Genomic DNA, 17,044 nt, shown 5'->3' on the forward strand with positions numbered 1-17,044 from the left:
GCGAAACAGCCTACGCAAAAACAGAAGTAGACGCAATGTTTCCAGTGATTGGAAGTCATCAGCTGGACCGATGCACTATTTTCCAATGGGTGGGATTTCGCGTTGCCACGGCGGGTGAGCTTTGAATGAGGCGGCAAGCAGCAGCAGCGTAGCGACCAGGCATACCAGCAGGGCAATCTGGTAGCTGCCGGAAAACTTCAGCGAAAGGCTCAGCATCATTGGGCCGATCGCGCTGCCGAAGACCATCATCGCCATATTCAGTCCGCTGATGGCCCCCAGATGTTTCCGTCCAAAATATTTTGGCCAGGTAATGCTCATCAGCAGGCCGAACAATCCGCCGGTAATGCCGAACGAAGCAATCAGAAACGGAATGGCGGCCGGACTCAGCAGGAGCAGACTGGTCATCGACCCGCTCATGGAAAACAGGAACAGAATGTAAAACCAGCGCAGCGCGAGATGATCGCTCAGCCATCCGCCCAGCAATGTGATGACAATGCTGATGAGAGCGGCGGACGGAAAGATGCTGAATCCGTGCGCACCTTCGAGGCCCGCTTCGGTGAAGATCGATTCGATATGAAACGTCACGGCAGTAATGTACAGCGACTGCAGCGCCAGCGAGAGACTGAAGACCCAGAAAACCAATGTTTTTCGGGCTTCCGGTAAGGACATGGATCGGGGAGCTTTCTTCTGCTGCCGGGTCGAAACTTCCTTGATGCTTCCGTCCGGAAGGAGGCCGCAGTCCTCTGGATTGTCGCGGAAAAAAATCAGAATCAGCGGCGTGCAGGCAAAAATCCAGATCACGCCCATGGTCAGCCAGACACTCGACCAGCCTGTATGCTCAATCCATTTGTGAAGAAGCTGGGGGGTATTTGCGAAACCGTAGCCAACCGCCACGCCGCTGATTCCGCTTGCAAGTCCGCGGTGCCGGTTGAACCACTTCATCACCATATTGCGCGAACTGAGCGTCAAAAGGCCCTGTCCGCTGAAACGAAGCAGGAAAAAGAGCAGGCTCATCGTGGCGATCATCGCTGCGGAAGAGGGAAGAAATCGTGAAACGGCCTGCCCAATGTGATCGGCCGAGCTCAAAATCCACAGTACGATCCCGAGCATCAGACAGGATGCTGCCGCCATCCAGCGCGAACCGATGCGGTCGTAAAGTTTTCCGGCCGGGGTCAGAATCATCGCGCTGCAGATCGTTCCGATCATATAAGCGGTGCTGAGCTGGAGTCGGGAGATTCCCAGCGCTCCCAGCAGCGGTTCTGTGAACGCGGAAACGCCGGTGGTTTGGCCCGGTGCACTGAGAAGAATTCCGACAATTCCCCACAGCAGGATGTTCCAGCCGTAGAAAAACGGCCAGCGTTTCGGATTAAATGGAACAGAGTTGAAGCGGGCTTTCATGATAAAAATAAACAGATACTTTGAAGCATCTGTCCGGGGTGTCATACCCTTCTGAGTTCGGAATGCAACCCTGTTTTCAATGTTTGGAAACCGCGAGTTGTGATGAAGATCTCAGTTTTCAGCCTTTGGAACGTCCGTGCGTTTTTCCGGCCAGCAGGTGAGCACGTAGAGGCCGAGCAGGATTTCGACAGGGCGCAGGTCGGTTTCGCGGGCCTCGTGGAGGTGCTCGATAATCCAGAGAATCAGACCCGCGGTCCAGTTCTGCGGACTGACGGTTTCTGAGGTGTCGCTTCCAAAATCTTTGCGGGCAGTCTGCTGCGCAAGAGTGAGCAGGGGGCCGGTGCACTCCGCGCAGGTTCCTTCTTCGTAGGCAGGCTGCAGAATAGCGAGCTGTTCCGCAGCTTTGGCTTTGTTCCGCCGGCTTTGTCCCGCGTTTCGCATCACTTTTTTATAGAGCCGGTCGATTTCGGAGCCGGGATTCTGCAGCTCTTTGCTGAAGAGCAGGTAAAATGTGTTGGGCTCGCCGAAAAAAGAGCCGAGTGTGGTGGCGAGGGAACGGCGAAGCACACGGTTTTTGGTGTGTCGCATGCGCGGGAAAATTTCGTAAACCGCAACCTGTTCATTCATGCGGGCCAGCGCTTCGCTGGAGTGGCTGATAAGCTTTTCGTCCTGTTCTTCGCGAAGCACTTTGAGCAGAGGCTCCTTGGCGCGGGTATCGGCGATTTCCCCGAGGGCGCGGACAGATTCGGCTTTGGTTTCGCGGTCATCGCTGTCGAGCTGCCGGGTGAGGGCATCAACGCTTTTCGGGCTGCGGATGCGGCGCAGGGCGCGGGCAATCTGCGGGGCGAGATCGGCGTGAGCCGGGTCTTCGAGTGTCTGCAGCAGAATATCGAGTGCTTCATTGTCACCGATTTCTCCAAGTGCGGAGACCGCTTCCTCGCGGACATCCGCGGAGGGGTCTTCCAGCAGGGCCGCGAGGTCGGCGTTGACCATCGGCGAGCGTGTTTTGCCGAGTTCCTGAACGGCCTGGGCTTTGCGGTGGCGCGGCACGGAGGCCATGGAGATATGGATGTTGTAGATATCGCGAACGACTCGCAGCGGATTGGCGAGTACGACGTTTTTAACGGCGCGGCTGACGCCGATGTCGCGGCTGGCGGTTCGGATGCTGATAAACAGCGGCAGGGCGATCATCCAGGTAATCAGCAGATGAAGCAGCAGAATGGCGTGGATATAGGAAAACGGCATGCCGCTCGGCAGCTGCAGGCTTGATGGATGGGCGGTGAACCAGTCCATAATGGCTCCCCCGAGCAGCGGTCCGGCGGCGGAAATGACGCCAACGATGGACCAGTGAACGGCCATGGCCATGGTGCGTCCGGCGGAAGGAGTCAGAAGCGAGGCGAGATTGAGCTGTGCGATGATGACGCCGGCCACAATTCCTCCGGAGAGCGCGCTGGTGATGCACAGAAGAACTGCCGGCTGCGGCAGGCCGAAAAGCGTGGTGCCGGGAGTAATAAACAGCCAGACGAAATGGCACAGCGGAACGGTGAGTGCCATCAGCGCGGCGTAAACGCGCGGTCCCATGCGATCCATCAGAAACGCGGCGACAAATGAGGCCAGAATGCTGCCTGCAGACGCGAAGATCTGAATATTCGAGATCTGGGAGTAGGGCATATCGAAGACCTGCTTGAGGTAGACATTGCCGAACTGACCGATCATCGCCAGTCCGAATCCCCAGACCGCCATGGCGGCGGTGAAATATCGGAAATTCCGGTCGCGCAGCGGGGCCAGTACCCGTTGGAGCGGCGGCGTTGAGCGTTCAATCGGAACCTGGACCGGCTCGGGGACCAGTACGTGCAGAAGAATATCGGCGCATCCGAAAACGGTGGCAATGGCGAAAACAACTCCGAATCCGGTCAGATTGCCTTCCGGGAAGCGGTCGAGAACCCATCCGGCTCCGGCCAGCGCAATCAGGAAGGAAATGGTGGTGACTCCCTGGCGTTTTCCCCAGAAAGCTCCGCGTTTATTTTCCGGAACCAGATCGGCCATCCAGCTCAGCCATGGCGTCACCGCGATCTGCCCGACAAAGAAACCCGCACCCGCCGTTGTCAGCAGGATCGGAATGCCGAATGCACGGTGTTCCGGCGGAAGAAAGGCCGCCAGCACGGGAAAAATATAGATCAGGCGCGAAAACAGGGCGCAGACAAACCAGACGCCTTTTCGGGATGTACGTTTCTCGACGAAGAATGTGGAGGGGATCTGCACCATCATGGCGATCTGCGGCAGCATGGCCAGCAGGCCGATTGCCAGACCGCCCGCGCCGAGCGCTTCGAGGTACAGTGCCATCGGGATATTGAGTACGGCGGCGACCCATACCATGCCGAGCGTGCTGGACAGCACCGAGAAAGCGAGTCCGCGGCGAATCTGTTTGGGAGAAAGGGAGCGGGTTGTCATTTTCGTTTACATACCCTGCCGGTTGGGAAATGCAACCCTTGTTTTCCAAACATTGGAAAAGCCTGCGAGAAGAGTGGACCTTTACGTGTTTTTACTGGATCCTGTTTTTTAATTGCAGTGCCGGTTCATTCAGATATTGACCGTCTCGGTCTTCGGGCTGTCTTCTCTCTAAGTGTGAATGCGAAAGGAAGAAAAATGAGTTTAAAAAGCATGTTTGGTCTGGCGGTTCTCCTGCTTCTTTGCTGTTCCTGCGTCAGCCGGACGATTACGGAGCCGACCGGATTGAACGAGGGCGGACGCCCCAATACCGTCAAAAAAACCAAGCTGATCTGGATTTGGGACAAGGATTTTAAAAATCCCTGAGCGAACAGATGTTGTCTTTTTCCAGCCTCTGGAAATCAGTCGCCTTCAATGCGGTCTGTGCAATACTCGGTGCGGCCGCAGGTCTGGCAGGGTGTTCCAATCCACAGATCGTCGAACTGCTGAACCGCCTGCTCCACCAATGCGGGATCGTCGGTTAACACGCCCGCTTCAAAATTACGGCGACGCGGGCTTTTCATTCCGAGTCCGGCTCCGGTGAGGTTGGCGGAGCCGATGTAGGCCGTTTTGCAATCGATAATGATCAGTTTGAAGTGCACGCGCGGGCAGAATATTCGCTCAAGGTGCGTGGCCAGCGCCGGAAAGCGATCAAAGTCTTCCCGAAAGCGCGGGCCGGGCTCTTTGGCATGAATCAGCCGGACTTCGAGGCCGCCCTCAATCCGCTCCGCGAGTGCCTGCAGGAATGGAACGGAGCTGCCGCCGGTTTTGACGTGAAGGTCTTTGAGGTCGGCGGTGCCGATCCACAGCGTGCGCCGGGCATCGAGCGCTTTACACAAAACGGCATCGTAATGCGCTTCGTTGGCAATATAGGCGGTTTCCATGGCAAAGAAAAACCGCCCATGGAAAAGGGCGGTTTGTAAAAAATCGGGAATGAATTATTGTGCCGAAAACAGGCCCTGCTGCTCTTTTTTGTAGGCCTCGTATTCCTTGATTTCCTTGTCGAGTTCCTCATAGGCCTTGGAGGCGCGGAAGCGGGTGTAGAGCTGTTCTTCCTTTTCAAACTGGTCGAGGATGATTTTCGGATTGAGCTCCATCAGTGCGCAGGCGGTAATGGTTTCGCTGCCGGCTTCATATTTCAGTTCTTTGGCTGCGCTGCCGCGAATCTGCTGGCTGGTGATGGATTTTGCGGTGCTGCTGAACTGTGACAGGATTTCGGCGTCTGCGGCCAGACCGGTTTCTTCCGTGAAGCTCTTCTGGAGGGATTCAATTTTGGTTTCCAGCATCTGGGCCAGTTCGCGCCGGGCGTTCATTTTTGCTTTGCTTAAAGCTATTTCGAGACTGCGCGATTCCGCAATGCCGACTGCGGCGATTCCGCCGGATTCCACAATTTTGGCGGACTGTTTCTGGAAATCATCAAACAGCGATTTATGCTCTCTGGCGTTTTCAATGCTGTGCTGTTCCGGAGTGTCGGGGGTCGATGCGCAACCGGCGAACAGGACTGCAGTCAGAATACTTTCGATAAAGAACAGCGCTTTTTTCATAAGAGAAGACTCCTTACATGTTTTTCGTTAAGTCGCATCAGCGGTCTCAACAGGTTGAAAATAGACCATTTACCGGTGGCGGGCAACCGATAAATAGGGGCTTTCAGCTTGAGAAGGCTGCGCTGGATCATTATAACATCAACTTCTTTATCCAGTTGAAAGGAAGGTTTATGAACATAGTGGTCTGCATCAAGCAGGTGCCCGATTCGGATAAGGTCACAATTGACCGCGAGACAAACCGTCTCAACCGCGCCGGTGTACCAAGTATTATCAACCCCTTTGACGAAAATGCCCTGGAAATGGCGTTGCAGCTCAAGGATGCTCATGGCGGAAAAGTCACGGTGATCTCCATGGGACCGCCACAGGCCGAAGAAGCACTGCGCACAGCGCTGTCGCTGGGCGCCGATGATGCCATCCTGATCTCCGACCGCAAATTCGGCGGTGCAGACACCTGGGCCACCTCCTACACCATTTCTCTAGCGATTAAAAAACTGGATGAGCAGCCGGACCTGATTCTGTTCGGTAAACAGGCGATCGACGGAGACACCGCGCAGGTGGGCCCGGGCGTGGCGCATTTCTGCGATATCCCGATGATCACCTATGCCAAATCATGCGAAGTCATCGACGATGGCTTCAAAGTACAGCAGGTCACCGATCACGGATACAATGTCTGGGAAGTTGAAAAACCGGCGGCGCTGACGGTTGTCAAAGAAGCCAACGAGCTGCGTATGCCGAACCTGCGCAAAAAACTGGCCGCCAAAAAAGCCGAAATTCCCTGCTGGGGCTTTGATGAGCTCAATCCCGATGAAACCAAAATCGGTCTCAACGGTTCTCCGACCAAAGTGAACAAGGTCTTTGCTCCGCCGGTGAAACTGAACAAGGAAATCCTGTCCGGCGAACCGGAAGACATGGTCAAGGAACTCATTTTCAAACTGCGGGAGAAGAAAGTCATATGAGCACCAAAAAAGAAATCTGGGTATATGCGGAACAGGAAAACGGCAAGCTGGCCGGAGTCGTGTTCGAACTTCTCTCCGAAGGGCGCAAGCTGGCCGAAAAATCGGGTTACACGCTTTGTGCACTGCTGGCTTCCGCCGACGGAAAGCCGATGCATCAGGAGCTGTTCAACTACGGCGCTCAGAAAGTTTACAACGTCGAAGACCCCAAACTGGACATCTATCAGAATGATTATGTTGCCAAAGTGGTCGATACGCTGCTCAAATCTGAAGAGCCGGAAATTGTACTCTACGGAGCCACCACCATCGGCCGCAGCCTCGCTCCGACCGTCGCTGTAATGGGATGGGCCGGCCTCACCGCCGACTGCACCGAGCTGGACTTCGACACCGAGCGCAACATCCTGCTCCAGACCCGTCCGGCTTTCGGCGGCAACATCATGGCGACCATCATCTGCCCGGATCATCGTCCGCAGATGTCCACCGTCCGCTCCAACGTCTTCAAAAAAGAAAAGGTCGGTGAAAGCGAAACCGGGGAAGTGATCGATCTTTCCGTCGATCTTTCCGGAGTGCGCGAGCGCATGAAACGCGTAGAAAGCGTCGTCGAACAAGTGAACACCGTTGACCTCAAAGCCGCGGACTTCATCGTTTCCGGAGGACGCGGAATCGGTGACCCCAAAAACTTCGACATCATCGAAAGCCTTGCCAATACCCTTGGCGGAGCGGTCGGCGCATCGCGCGCCACTGTGGATGCCGGATGGATTTCCCATCACCATCAGGTTGGTCAGACCGGCAAAACCGTCTGTCCACTGATTTATGTTGCCTGCGGAATTTCCGGCGCGATCCAGCACCTGGCCGGTATGCAGAGCGCCGACCTCATCATCGCAATCAACAAAGATCCCGATGCTCCGATCTTTGACGTCGCTGATTTCGGCCTCGTCGGTGACCTGCATCAGGTTGTTCCGGAACTTAACAAACAGATTACTGCACTGAAGAGCTAGGAGGGCTCTCATGGAAAAGACCATCATCATTGGAACAGGACCGGCGGGATACACCGCTGCAATTTACACGGCGCGCGCCAATCTCGAACCGGTGGTGATTGAAGGCTTCGAGCCCGGCGGTCAGCTGACGCAGACGACGGACATCGAAAACTTTCCGGGATTTCCGGAAGGCGTTGACGGCAACACGCTGATGATGCAGATGCGCCAGCAGGCCGAACGCTTCGGTGCAAAATTTATTTCCGGCGAAGTGGTGGAAGCCGATTTTTCCAAGGATCGGAAAACGGTCCGGCTCAGCGGCGGCGAAGAACTGGAAGCGCAGACGGTGATTATTGCCACCGGCGCTTCCGCCCGTTATCTCGGCATCGAATCCGAACAGAAGCTGATCGGCCGCGGTGTTTCCGGCTGTGCCACCTGCGATGGGGCGTTCTATCGCGATGTGCCCATTGCCGTTGTCGGCGGCGGCGATACCGCGCTGGAGGAAGCCCTGTTCCTGACCCGCTTTGCATCGAAAGTCACCATCCTCCATCGTCGCGACGAATTTCGCGCTTCTAAAATCATGGCGGATCGAGCATTGGCTCATGAGAAAATCGAAGTGCTGTGGGATTCGGTGGTTGAAGAGGTTATGGATGTTGAAAAAAACGAAGTGACCGGCCTGAAAATCCGTAATGTCAAAACCGACGAAATCTCGGAACTGCCGGTACATGGACTGTTTGTCGCCATCGGCCACAAACCCAACACAGACGCCTTTAAAGGACAGCTTGAAATGAACGAACAGGGCTACCTGATTGCTGAAGGCGTTAAAACAAAAACAGAAGGTGTTTATGCTGCCGGCGACGTCGCCGATGCTGTGTATCGCCAGGCCGTCACCGCTGCCGGCACGGGCTGCGCCGCCGCGCTGGAGGCCGAACGCTACTTAGGAAATATGGAGTAACCCCCAAGGAGAATAAAACATGTCGGAAATTAATTATGGACTGACCGAAGAGCAGATTGAAGTGCGCAACATGCTCGATGAATTCGGACGCGAGCGCATTATTCCGGTACGTGCGGAACTGGACGAAAAAGGGATCTTCCCGACCGACATTCTCAAAGAGCTCGCCCAGATGGACATGATGGGTCTCTATATTGACGAAGCTTACGGCGGGATGGAATTCGGCCACCTCGGATTCTGTGTGGCGATCGAAACCCTCAGTAAATACTGCATCGGGGTGTCTGTTTCTTTTGCGGCAAACGCCCTCGGCGCCGACCCGATCATCATCGGCGGTTCCGAAGAGCAGAAGAAAAAATATCTGTCTCCGCTGGCTACCGGTGAAAAATGGGCCGCTTTCGGTCTCACCGAGCCGAACGCCGGATCCGACGCCGGCGGCATCCAGACCACTGCTGTTAAAAAAGGCGACAAATACATCCTCAACGGAACCAAACAGTGGATCACCAACGGCGGCGAAGCGGATACCTACACCGTGTTTGCTATCACCAACAAATCCAAAGGCGCTCGCGGCGTATCCTGCTTCATCGTTGAAAAGGACACCCCCGGTTTCACTTTTGGCAAAAAAGAAGACAAGCTCGGGATCCGCGCTTCTGCCACCCGCGAGCTCATTTTCCAGGACTGCGAAGTTCCTGCTGAAAACCTCATCGGCCGCGAAGGCATGGGCTTCCTGCTCGCCATGAAAACATTTGACGTTTCCCGTCCGGGCATCGCCTCGCAGGGCGTCGGCCTGGCTCAGGGTGCACTCGACGAAGCCGTCCGCTACGCCAAAGTTCGCGAGCAGTTCGGCAAGCCGATCATCGCCAACCAGGGTCTTCAGTGGATGCTCGCCGACATGGCCACCAAGGTTGAAACGGCCCGCGCCATCACCTACGCCGCCTGCCGCACGCTCGAAAGCGGCGTCAAAGACGTCTCCAAAATTTCGGCCATGTGCAAATACTACGCCGGCGACGTTGCCATGCAGGTAACCACCGATGCGGTTCAGGTCCTCGGCGGATACGGATTCATGAAAGAATACCCGGCTGAAAAAATGATGCGCGACGCCAAGATCCTCCAGATCTACGAAGGCACCAACCAGATCCAGCGCGACATCGTCGGCGCGGCGCTCATCAAAGAGTACGCCTCCAAAAAATAGTCGACTGCATCGACGCACATAAAGGTTTCCAGCCCCTGGAAAGCAGGCGGAGTCTGCATCCAGCTTTTTACAGGGTTGGAAACGCTGAAGCCCGGTCATTTCGGCCGGGCTTTTTTGCGGAATAGGCCCTGAAAGATGTGGAGCGGGAGGGCTGATATCCGCTCATTGTCGGTGGATGAACGCGGTTTGCGACAATTTTTCTCATATTTTGGAAAAAAGGGCTCGCCTTTTTCCAATCATTGGAAAAAATGGACTCTATTTTTCCAACGATTGGAAGTCAGGCTATGGCGCTACCGTTTACACAGAAGATTTTGAAGGACTGGGCAGGGTGGAAGGCTTTTCGTGACGGAAAGCTTCTGTTCGAGCGCGGTGTGGTTGAAAAGGTGGAGTACGAGCATCCGTTTATTTCCGGCCAGCTGGCGGTTGGGATTCGCGGAATGCGTTCAAAGTTTGAGTTGCTCAGTGACGGATTTGTTGAGAACCACTGCCCGTGTCGGGATAATCAGGAAAAAGGACTGATTTGTGCCCATTTGGTTGCGCTTGGGCTTGAGGCCATCCGGCTTTACAGCGATCCGAATCGCGAGGCAAAGGCCGAGAAGGAAAAGCGCCGCGCGCAGCGACAGGAGCAGATGGATGAGTCGCAGTACATCAGGCGTGTTCCGGAAAGCCATCCGGATGGAATTCCAGCCACGATTCATATTACTCTGAAGCAGAGCTGGCGCGATCAGGCCCGCGAAGACAACGAAGTCACACTGCGCTGTGCTGCGGAATATCAGGGCAAAAAGGTGTCGCTGAATGAAGTGCCGAAGGATCTGCCGCTGGCGTTTAACAAGCGCGATGAAAACCTGCTGTTTGTGCTGGAGGATATTGCGGAGGGCCCAGCCAAAGGCAAGATTACGATCAGTGCCGACGATTTCATCAATATTCTGCGACTGCATCGCGGTCATCCGCTTCATGTAGGCGGAAACGAAAGCGATCTGAAGGTAACGGCGGGCATTATCCACACCTACATCCGCATGATCCTCGATGAGGAAACCGGCGAGCTGGTTCTTTCGATTCGTCCCCGTGATAATGCATGCGCTGAAACTCCGCTTTATATCGCCGGCGGCCGTACCGGATGGATGTATGCGGACCACCAGTTTACGCAGCTCGAACAGCTGCTTCCCGGGCCGATGCGCGCTATTTATAAAAATGAAGTGCGGGTGCCGCGGACGGCGGTGCCGGCGTTCATGGAAAAAGAGTTCCCGCAGCTTCGCGAAGCCATTCATGTGGAAACGCGCATTTATCCAGATCTGTTTTCTCTGGAACCGGCGACGCCGCGCTTCCGGCTGGTTGTCAGCGGCAGCCGTGCTTCGCTTTCCGCCAAACTGTATGCGGAATATGGAGACGTGGTTCTGCGTGCCGCCCGCGAAGAAAGCTCCGGCCATTTTGCGATTCCCGATCCCGATGACCTGCTTGGCTACCGCGTTCGAAATATGGACGCCGAAAAACAGGCGCTTGAAAAACTGGCGCCGACCGGATTCCGCGGCCATCGCGGCGACCTGCTGACGTCGATCGTCGGCCCGCGCGATGTGCTGAACTTCCTGGGCGGCAGCGTTCCGAAGCTGCGCCGCTATGGCTGGCGTGTTGAGCTCGAAGGTCGAGTCGCGCCGTTTATGGATGACGTGGATTTCGCCACGACGGTCATTCACGTCAACGAATCTGCAGACGAAGGATTTTTTGAAGTCGGCTATGAATATGAAAACACCGGCGGGCAGAGCCTGACCGATGCTGAGATTCAGCGCGCGCTCAATATGGGCGAGGCGTTCATCGAAAAGAACGGCCGCACGGTTCTGCTCGACATCGATGCGATTGAAACCGCCCGTGAAGTATTCGACGACTGCGCCTTCGGCGAAGGCTCGGGTGCCGGTAAATTCCGCATGAACGACATCTATGCCGCTTATGTTCAGTCGTCGTTGAATGCGCTCGACGGCGTGGACGTGGAGGCCGCGCCGGACTGGATGAAAAAGGCGCAGGCCCAGAACCGGACAGAAACGGTGCAAGCGGAATCACTGGGTAAACTCGATCAGGTGTTGCGTTCCTACCAGAAGGAAGGGGTGTATTGGCTTCGTTTCCTTGAGCGCAGCGGATTTTCCGGAATTCTGGCGGACGAAATGGGGCTGGGAAAGACGCTGCAGACGCTGACGTGGCTTCAGATGGAACGGAATGACGAATCCGCGCGCGGCAAGCCGTCTCTGATTGTGTGTCCGACCAGCCTGGTGGATAACTGGGGCGACGAGGCTGAGAAATTTACGCCGAACCTGCGCGTGTTGAAAATACACGGCGCCGACCGGCATGATAGCTGGGATAAAATCAGCGAAAGCGACCTGATTGTCACCTCGTATGCGCTGTTGCGCCGTGATCTCGATAAATATCTCGAGCACGAGTTTTCGGTTGCTGTGCTCGACGAGGCGCAGCACATTAAAAACCGCACAACCCGCAATGCAAAGTCGGCTAAAAAGATTCGCGCTGTTCATAAACTGGTTCTCACCGGTACGCCGATTGAAAACAGCGTGGCGGACCTTTGGTCGATCATGGACTTCCTGATGCCCGGCTATCTCAGTAATCACAAGGCGTTCAGGGAACACTATGAACTGCCGATCAGCAGGGGCGGTCCCGATGCGGAACTCGCGCAGATTAAACTGCGGCGCAAACTGAACCCGTTTCTGATGCGGCGCCTGAAACGTGAAGTGGCCAAGGATCTGCCGGAAAAAATTCAGCGCGTGGCGCACTGCACTCTCAGCAAAGATCAGCACATGGTCTACAAGCAGCTGCTCGAAAACGCGAAGCGCAAAATCAACGACATGGTTGAGGCGCAGGGCTTCAATAAATCGCGCATGCAGATTTTGAAAACCCTGCTGCGTTTACGTCAGACCTGCTGCCATCTAGAGTTGCTGAAGCTGGAAAACCTGAACAGTGAATATCCTTCCGCGAAAATGGAGCTGTTCTTTGAGCTGGTCAATGAAGCGCTTGATGCGCGCCACCGCATTCTTGTGTTCAGCCAGTTTACATCTATGCTCGGAATCCTGCGGCGCGAACTTGAAGAACGCGGCATGAAATACTGCTATCTCGACGGTGCCACCAAGGACCGGCAGGAGATTGTAAAGCAGTTCAATACGGATCGCTCTATTCCGATTTTCCTCATCAGTCTTAAAGCCGGCGGATCCGGCCTTAACCTGACCGGTGCCGATATGGTGATTCACTACGACCCGTGGTGGAATCCGGCTGTGGAGGATCAGGCAACCGACCGCGCCCATCGTATTGGCCAGAAAAACACGGTGTACAGCGTCAAGCTGATCACGAAGAACTCGGTTGAAGAAAAAGTGCTCCAGATGCAGCAGCGCAAAAAAGGCGTCATCGACGCCACCCTCGAAAAAGAGGGCGATTTTACCCAGTCACTTTCCTGGGATGATGTTCAGGAGCTGCTGTCGCTTTAAGCAGGAGGTGTTTCATGATTTACCGGACCTATGGAAAAACCGGGAAAGAGGTTTCCGCAATCGGTTTCGGGGGAATGCGGTTTCCCCAGCCGGAAAATATCGAAAAAAATGCAGAACTGGTGCTGTACGCGCACAGCAAAGGCATTACCTATTTCGACACAGCACCGGGCTACTGCGATGACAGGAGCGAAGAAATCATGGGCGCGGCCTTTCGGCAGATGGCACCCGGATCATTTGTTGTCTCCACGAAATGCGGAAGCCCGGATGGCGAAGAGCTGCGCAAGTCCCTGGAACGGTCTCTGGAGCGGCTGGGCGTAGACTGCATCGATTTTTTCAATATCTGGTGTGTGAAGTCGCAGGCTGACTGGGAGAGCCGCAAAAAGGGCGGAGCTGTGGATGCACTGCTGAAAGCCCGCGATGAAGGGCTGGTGAAGCATGTGGTCTGTTCCACGCATATGACGCGCGACGAAGCCGCGGGCATGTTTGCAGAGAAAAATTTTGAGGGCGTCACGCTGGGCTACAACGCCGTGAACTTTCCGTTTCGCGAACAGGTGATTTCGGATGCGGCGGCGCATGAGATGGGGGTTGTGGTAATGAACCCGCTCAATGGGGGACTGATCCCGCAGCATGCGGCGCGGTTTGATTTCATTCGCGCGGAAAACGATCCCGATGTGGTGCATGCAGGCCTGCGCTTTGTCCTGTCTAATTCTGCGGTAACCGTTGCGCTGGTCGGGTTCGGCTCAAGAGAAGAGATTGATGCCTCGGTTGCAGTAACAGAAAATTTTGTTCCGCATGATGAAGCACATCATGATGCACTTAAAAAACAGATTACCGATCGCTTCGATGGGTTCTGTACCGGTTGCGGATATTGTGTGCCGTGTCCGCAGGGTATCCGTATCCCGCGCATGATGGATGCCTACAACATGCGAATTCTCGCCGGCCCGCAACCGGAACACATCACGAATCGCCTGAAGTGGCACTGGTCGATGACCGCGAACGAGGCGGAGACCTGTACTCAATGCGGCGCCTGCGAAGCCGCCTGCACTCAGCACCTGCCGATTATAGAGCGGCTTAAAGAGATTTCCGCCGCCGGTCGCGAAGCTGCCCAAGCCGAATAGTTTTCCAATGTTTGGAAAAAAGGTTTCGTCCGGGTGAGGGCGAAACCTTTGTCTTTTTTCTGATCGCGGGTCGCTTAATGGCCATGTGCCTTTTCGGGCTTTTCCGGTTTGTCCGGACGCTCCGGTTTTTCGGGCTTCTCAATTCTTTCGGGTTTCTCCGGTTTCTCAGCCTTTTCAACCTTTTGGACCCGTTCCGCTGTTACGACTTTGGCTTTTTCGTTTCTCATCACATCGCCGACCTTCAGATCGTAGGAGTGGTAGATGTCTCCCCATCCCATGCCGTTGGCACGCATATCCAGAATTCCATTGCCGGTTTCGCTGTCATACAGAGCCGTTACGATATCCTGATAACTGGCGTCTTCCGGCAGAGAGGCTTCCGCCAACCCCAGCGCAAGTTTGATATTTCCGATGCCCATCGGTGCTGATGTGTTTTCAACGATAACGGTTTGTTCAACCAGTTCGGTCTGTTCAACCTGAGTGACGGTTCCATCCGGATTGGTGATTTCGATCAGAACCGGGTTTCCATCGGCATCCAGAACCGTTTGTTCCACCTCTATAACGTAACTGATGGAGTCGCCTGTACGCAGAGCGTCCACCAATGTTGCCGCATTGTCGCCGAGGAAACCGCTGAATTGCGCGGCGATGTCATCCAGCACTTTTTGTTCGCCGACGCTCAGCGTCGGAGCCGGGTCCTCTGCGTAAAGAGCCGACGTGAATACGGCCAAACCAGCGAGCCCGGTCATGAGATATGCAAACCGTTTGGTTTTCATGGTTCTCTCCTTTTCTATGGTTTGTACACAAACTGGAGGCCCACACCCAGGTCCGGACTGCTGTCACTCAGCCCGAAATACAGATAGGGAGAGAGGCTCCATTGATCGCCTGTTTTATGGTTGAGGTATGTGAATACCTCCAGTGGGTCATCAACGCCGTCGGTGGATGCCTGCTGGTAATCCAGTGAGGCGCCGATGTGGGTTGTGTCTGAACAACGCCAGTCGGCGCCGACGGACCAGTAAATCACATTGTTCAAATCATATCCGGAAGGATCGCCTTTGATCTTATAGCCGAGTGTAGCCATGGGGGTCAGCTTTCCTGCGGCATACATGTAATCGGCCTGCAGGGCATAATCGGTTTTGCCGGTGCCCAGTCCTTTGTTTTCGTCGGCGGTCGGGAATTTAATTTGGTTCATGACCCATTTCCGGGGAACGAGGAGTCATAACGGAATTTTTGGTATCTTGCTTTTGCGAGAAACAACTACCAAAAGGAGATTCCGTTATGACCGCTCAAAAGATACTCAAAATTCTCGGTGAATGGGAAGGGTTCCGTGTCGGCACAGTGGGGCCGGCCCCAGGGGATCCGTCCGAAGTGTGGATCGAGTTGACAGCAGAAAATGGCTCTGGCCGTTGCAGTGGTTGCGGGTCGCTATCTCACACGGTCCATGACTCAACCATCCGGTGGATACGTGAACTTCCGGTCTTCGGGAAGACAACATGGCTGATGATTACACGACGGCGAATGCTTTGCCCCGCATGTGGCCCCAAGCTGGAAGCGCTCACTTGGCTGGACCCTTATTCGCGCTTTACCCGGCGCTTTGAAGAGTCCGTGGCTCGGTTATGCAAAGTCGCAACACACAAGCATGTTGCCGCTGAGTATGGGATTAACCGCAAGACGGTTAAAAATATTGAAAAGCGCTATCTGCAGCGTGAACTGGGGCCGATCAATCTCGCGGGAGTCGAGCTGTTGGCCATGGATGAGTTTGCGATCCAGAAAGGACATCGCTATGCCACGGTCATCGTCGATCCGACCTGCAAGAGGGTGCTCTGGATCGGTCGGGGCCGTACTCGTGCAGCAATCCATCCATTCTTCAAGTTGCTTGGCGAAGACGGCTGCAAACAGATCAAGGCCGTCGCCATGGACATGAACAGCTCGTATGAGCAGGAAGTTTGGGAGCACTGCCCGGACGCAGATATCGTCTATGACCTGTTCCATGTTGTCGCGAAGTATGGACGCGAGGTTATCGACCGGGTACGGGTGGATGAAGCCAACCGCCTACGCGATGACAAGCGCGCGCGCAGGGTCGTAAAAGGATCGCGCTGGTTACTGTTGCGCAATCGAGACAACATTACCAAGCCAAGTGATCAGGTACGTCTGGATGAATTACTGGAAGCCAATCGGAATCTGGCCACCGTATACGTGATGAAGGCCGATCTGAAAGAGCTTTGGAGCTTTCGCGATACCCGGCAGGCGCAATCGTTCGGGGATCAGTGGTACGAACGGGCGGTTCAAAGCTCCATCGAGCCTCTCATAAAGTTCGCGAATCGTCTTGCCGGATACATCAAGGGAATCATCTCCCATGCCCGCTGGCCGTTGCACACCAGCCTGCTCGAAGGTATCAACAACAAGATCAAAGTGCTCAAGCGAATGGCCTATGGCTACCGTGATGATGAGTTCTTCTTCTTAAAAATCAGGCAAGCCTTCCCCGGAAATGGGGCATGAACCTTTAATTTTTCCGGTAAGGTCTAAAAATCCGAATTCAGGCGGAATGGTATCCAGTTCGTAGGTTGCCGCCGCCCAGGTGTCCGCAATGCCGGACTCGGACCGGTCTGTTCCGGTGCCCGGCAGGATAACGCCGTCATCGACCAGGTTTCCGGGACCATCGATTGCCAGCCAGCCGGTGATGATTTTACCGCTCCAGTTATGATACGCATAACCGATACCGAACGGAACATAGAGCATTGCAGTATCGGAAACATCGCCGTAGTCGCCTGTGCTGTAGTCAATGCCGCTGATAAATTTCCATTGGCCTGTTTCGGCGGAGAATGCACAGGAAGAAGCGTACGCCAGAACAAGGGTTGTTATCAGTCCGATTTTTCGGGTTGTTCTCAGGGAGTGCGTGAATCGCCTCTGGCAAATCGTCTGCATAAAATCCTCCCCCGCTGCTTGGTGAATGAATGAT

15 protein-coding genes are annotated in these 17,044 nt (G+C 55.0%); 8 read left to right on the forward strand and 7 right to left on the reverse strand.

Annotated elements, in window-relative coordinates; all coding sequences use genetic code 11:
- Nucleotides 1–75: 75 nt before the first annotated feature.
- Together GT409_RS06005 and GT409_RS06010 are read right to left on the reverse strand one after the other, a co-directional pair.
- On the reverse strand, nt 76–1,443 hold the full coding sequence (locus GT409_RS06005) for an MFS transporter (protein WP_160627909.1): 1,368 nt from the start codon (nt 1,441–1,443) through the stop codon (nt 76–78).
- Nucleotides 1,444–1,509: 66 nt separating this feature from the next.
- The gene (locus GT409_RS06010; RefSeq protein WP_160627911.1) at nt 1,510–3,849 is read right to left on the reverse strand and encodes an MFS transporter; all 2,340 of its coding nucleotides are present in this window, start codon (nt 3,847–3,849) and stop codon (nt 1,510–1,512) included.
- A gap of 195 nt (nt 3,850–4,044) precedes the next feature.
- Between GT409_RS06010 and GT409_RS06015 the strand changes: the two genes are divergently transcribed.
- Nucleotides 4,045–4,212 carry a hypothetical protein gene (locus tag GT409_RS06015; RefSeq protein WP_160627913.1) on the forward strand — a complete coding sequence of 56 codons (168 nt, stop codon included), beginning with the start codon at nt 4,045–4,047 and terminating at the stop codon, nt 4,210–4,212.
- Nucleotides 4,213–4,247: 35 nt separating this feature from the next.
- Here the strand turns inward: GT409_RS06015 and GT409_RS06020 are convergent, their stop codons facing one another.
- Nucleotides 4,248–4,769: a phospholipase D-like domain-containing protein gene (locus GT409_RS06020; protein ID WP_160627915.1), complete on the reverse strand. Its 522-nt coding sequence runs from the start codon at nt 4,767–4,769 to the stop codon at nt 4,248–4,250.
- A gap of 54 nt (nt 4,770–4,823) precedes the next feature.
- On the reverse strand, nt 4,824–5,429 hold the full coding sequence (locus tag GT409_RS06025; protein WP_160627917.1) for an LPP20 family lipoprotein: 606 nt from the start codon (nt 5,427–5,429) through the stop codon (nt 4,824–4,826).
- A 170-nt stretch (nt 5,430–5,599) separates the two neighbouring features.
- Between GT409_RS06025 and GT409_RS06030 the strand changes: the two genes are divergently transcribed.
- The 6 genes from GT409_RS06030 to GT409_RS06055 all read left to right on the forward strand — a co-directional run bounded on the left by GT409_RS06030 (nt 5,600) and on the right by GT409_RS06055 (nt 14,091).
- Entirely contained in the window at nt 5,600–6,385 is a 786-nt protein-coding gene (locus tag GT409_RS06030) for an electron transfer flavoprotein subunit beta/FixA family protein (RefSeq protein ID WP_160627919.1), read from the forward strand.
- Nucleotides 6,382–7,380 carry an electron transfer flavoprotein subunit alpha/FixB family protein gene (locus GT409_RS06035; protein WP_160627921.1) on the forward strand — a complete coding sequence of 333 codons (999 nt, stop codon included), beginning with the start codon at nt 6,382–6,384 and terminating at the stop codon, nt 7,378–7,380. Before GT409_RS06030 ends, GT409_RS06035 begins: the two co-directional genes overlap by 4 nt.
- Nucleotides 7,381–7,390: 10 nt before the next feature.
- A complete protein-coding gene (gene trxB, locus GT409_RS06040) occupies nt 7,391–8,311 on the forward strand; it encodes a thioredoxin-disulfide reductase (protein ID WP_160627923.1) in 921 nt (306 codons plus the stop codon).
- Between the two features lie 28 nt (nt 8,312–8,339).
- On the forward strand, nt 8,340–9,497 hold the full coding sequence (locus tag GT409_RS06045) for an acyl-CoA dehydrogenase family protein (RefSeq protein ID WP_160630067.1): 1,158 nt from the start codon (nt 8,340–8,342) through the stop codon (nt 9,495–9,497).
- Nucleotides 9,498–9,745: 248 nt separating this feature from the next.
- The gene (locus GT409_RS06050; RefSeq protein ID WP_160627926.1) at nt 9,746–12,973 is read left to right on the forward strand and encodes a DEAD/DEAH box helicase; all 3,228 of its coding nucleotides are present in this window, start codon (nt 9,746–9,748) and stop codon (nt 12,971–12,973) included.
- 14 nt (nt 12,974–12,987) lie between these two features.
- Nucleotides 12,988–14,091, forward strand: a complete 1,104-nt coding sequence (locus GT409_RS06055; protein WP_160627930.1) for an aldo/keto reductase — start codon at nt 12,988–12,990, stop codon at nt 14,089–14,091.
- 74 nt (nt 14,092–14,165) lie between these two features.
- Here GT409_RS06055 and GT409_RS06060 read toward each other — a convergent pair whose 3' ends face one another.
- Together GT409_RS06060 and GT409_RS06065 are read right to left on the reverse strand one after the other, a co-directional pair.
- On the reverse strand, nt 14,166–14,861 hold the full coding sequence (locus GT409_RS06060; RefSeq protein WP_160627932.1) for a hypothetical protein: 696 nt from the start codon (nt 14,859–14,861) through the stop codon (nt 14,166–14,168).
- A gap of 14 nt (nt 14,862–14,875) precedes the next feature.
- Nucleotides 14,876–15,277, reverse strand: coding sequence for a hypothetical protein (locus GT409_RS06065; protein WP_160627934.1), 402 nt, complete (start codon nt 15,275–15,277; stop codon nt 14,876–14,878).
- 86 nt (nt 15,278–15,363) lie between these two features.
- Here GT409_RS06065 and GT409_RS06070 point away from each other — a divergent pair, with 86 nt between their 5' ends.
- Nucleotides 15,364–16,584 carry an ISL3 family transposase gene (locus tag GT409_RS06070; RefSeq protein ID WP_160627936.1) on the forward strand — a complete coding sequence of 407 codons (1,221 nt, stop codon included), beginning with the start codon at nt 15,364–15,366 and terminating at the stop codon, nt 16,582–16,584.
- On the opposite strand, the gene GT409_RS06075 is transcribed toward GT409_RS06070, so the two are convergent.
- Complete coding sequence (locus GT409_RS06075; protein ID WP_160627937.1) at nt 16,546–17,010, reverse strand: hypothetical protein; 465 nt, start codon at nt 17,008–17,010, stop codon at nt 16,546–16,548. The two genes, GT409_RS06070 and GT409_RS06075, sit on opposite strands and share 39 nt — an antisense overlap.
- Nucleotides 17,011–17,044 lie beyond the last annotated feature (34 nt).

This window comes from Tichowtungia aerotolerans (genome assembly GCF_009905215.1).
Taxonomy (GTDB): domain Bacteria; phylum Verrucomicrobiota; class Kiritimatiellia; order Kiritimatiellales; family Tichowtungiaceae; genus Tichowtungia; species Tichowtungia aerotolerans.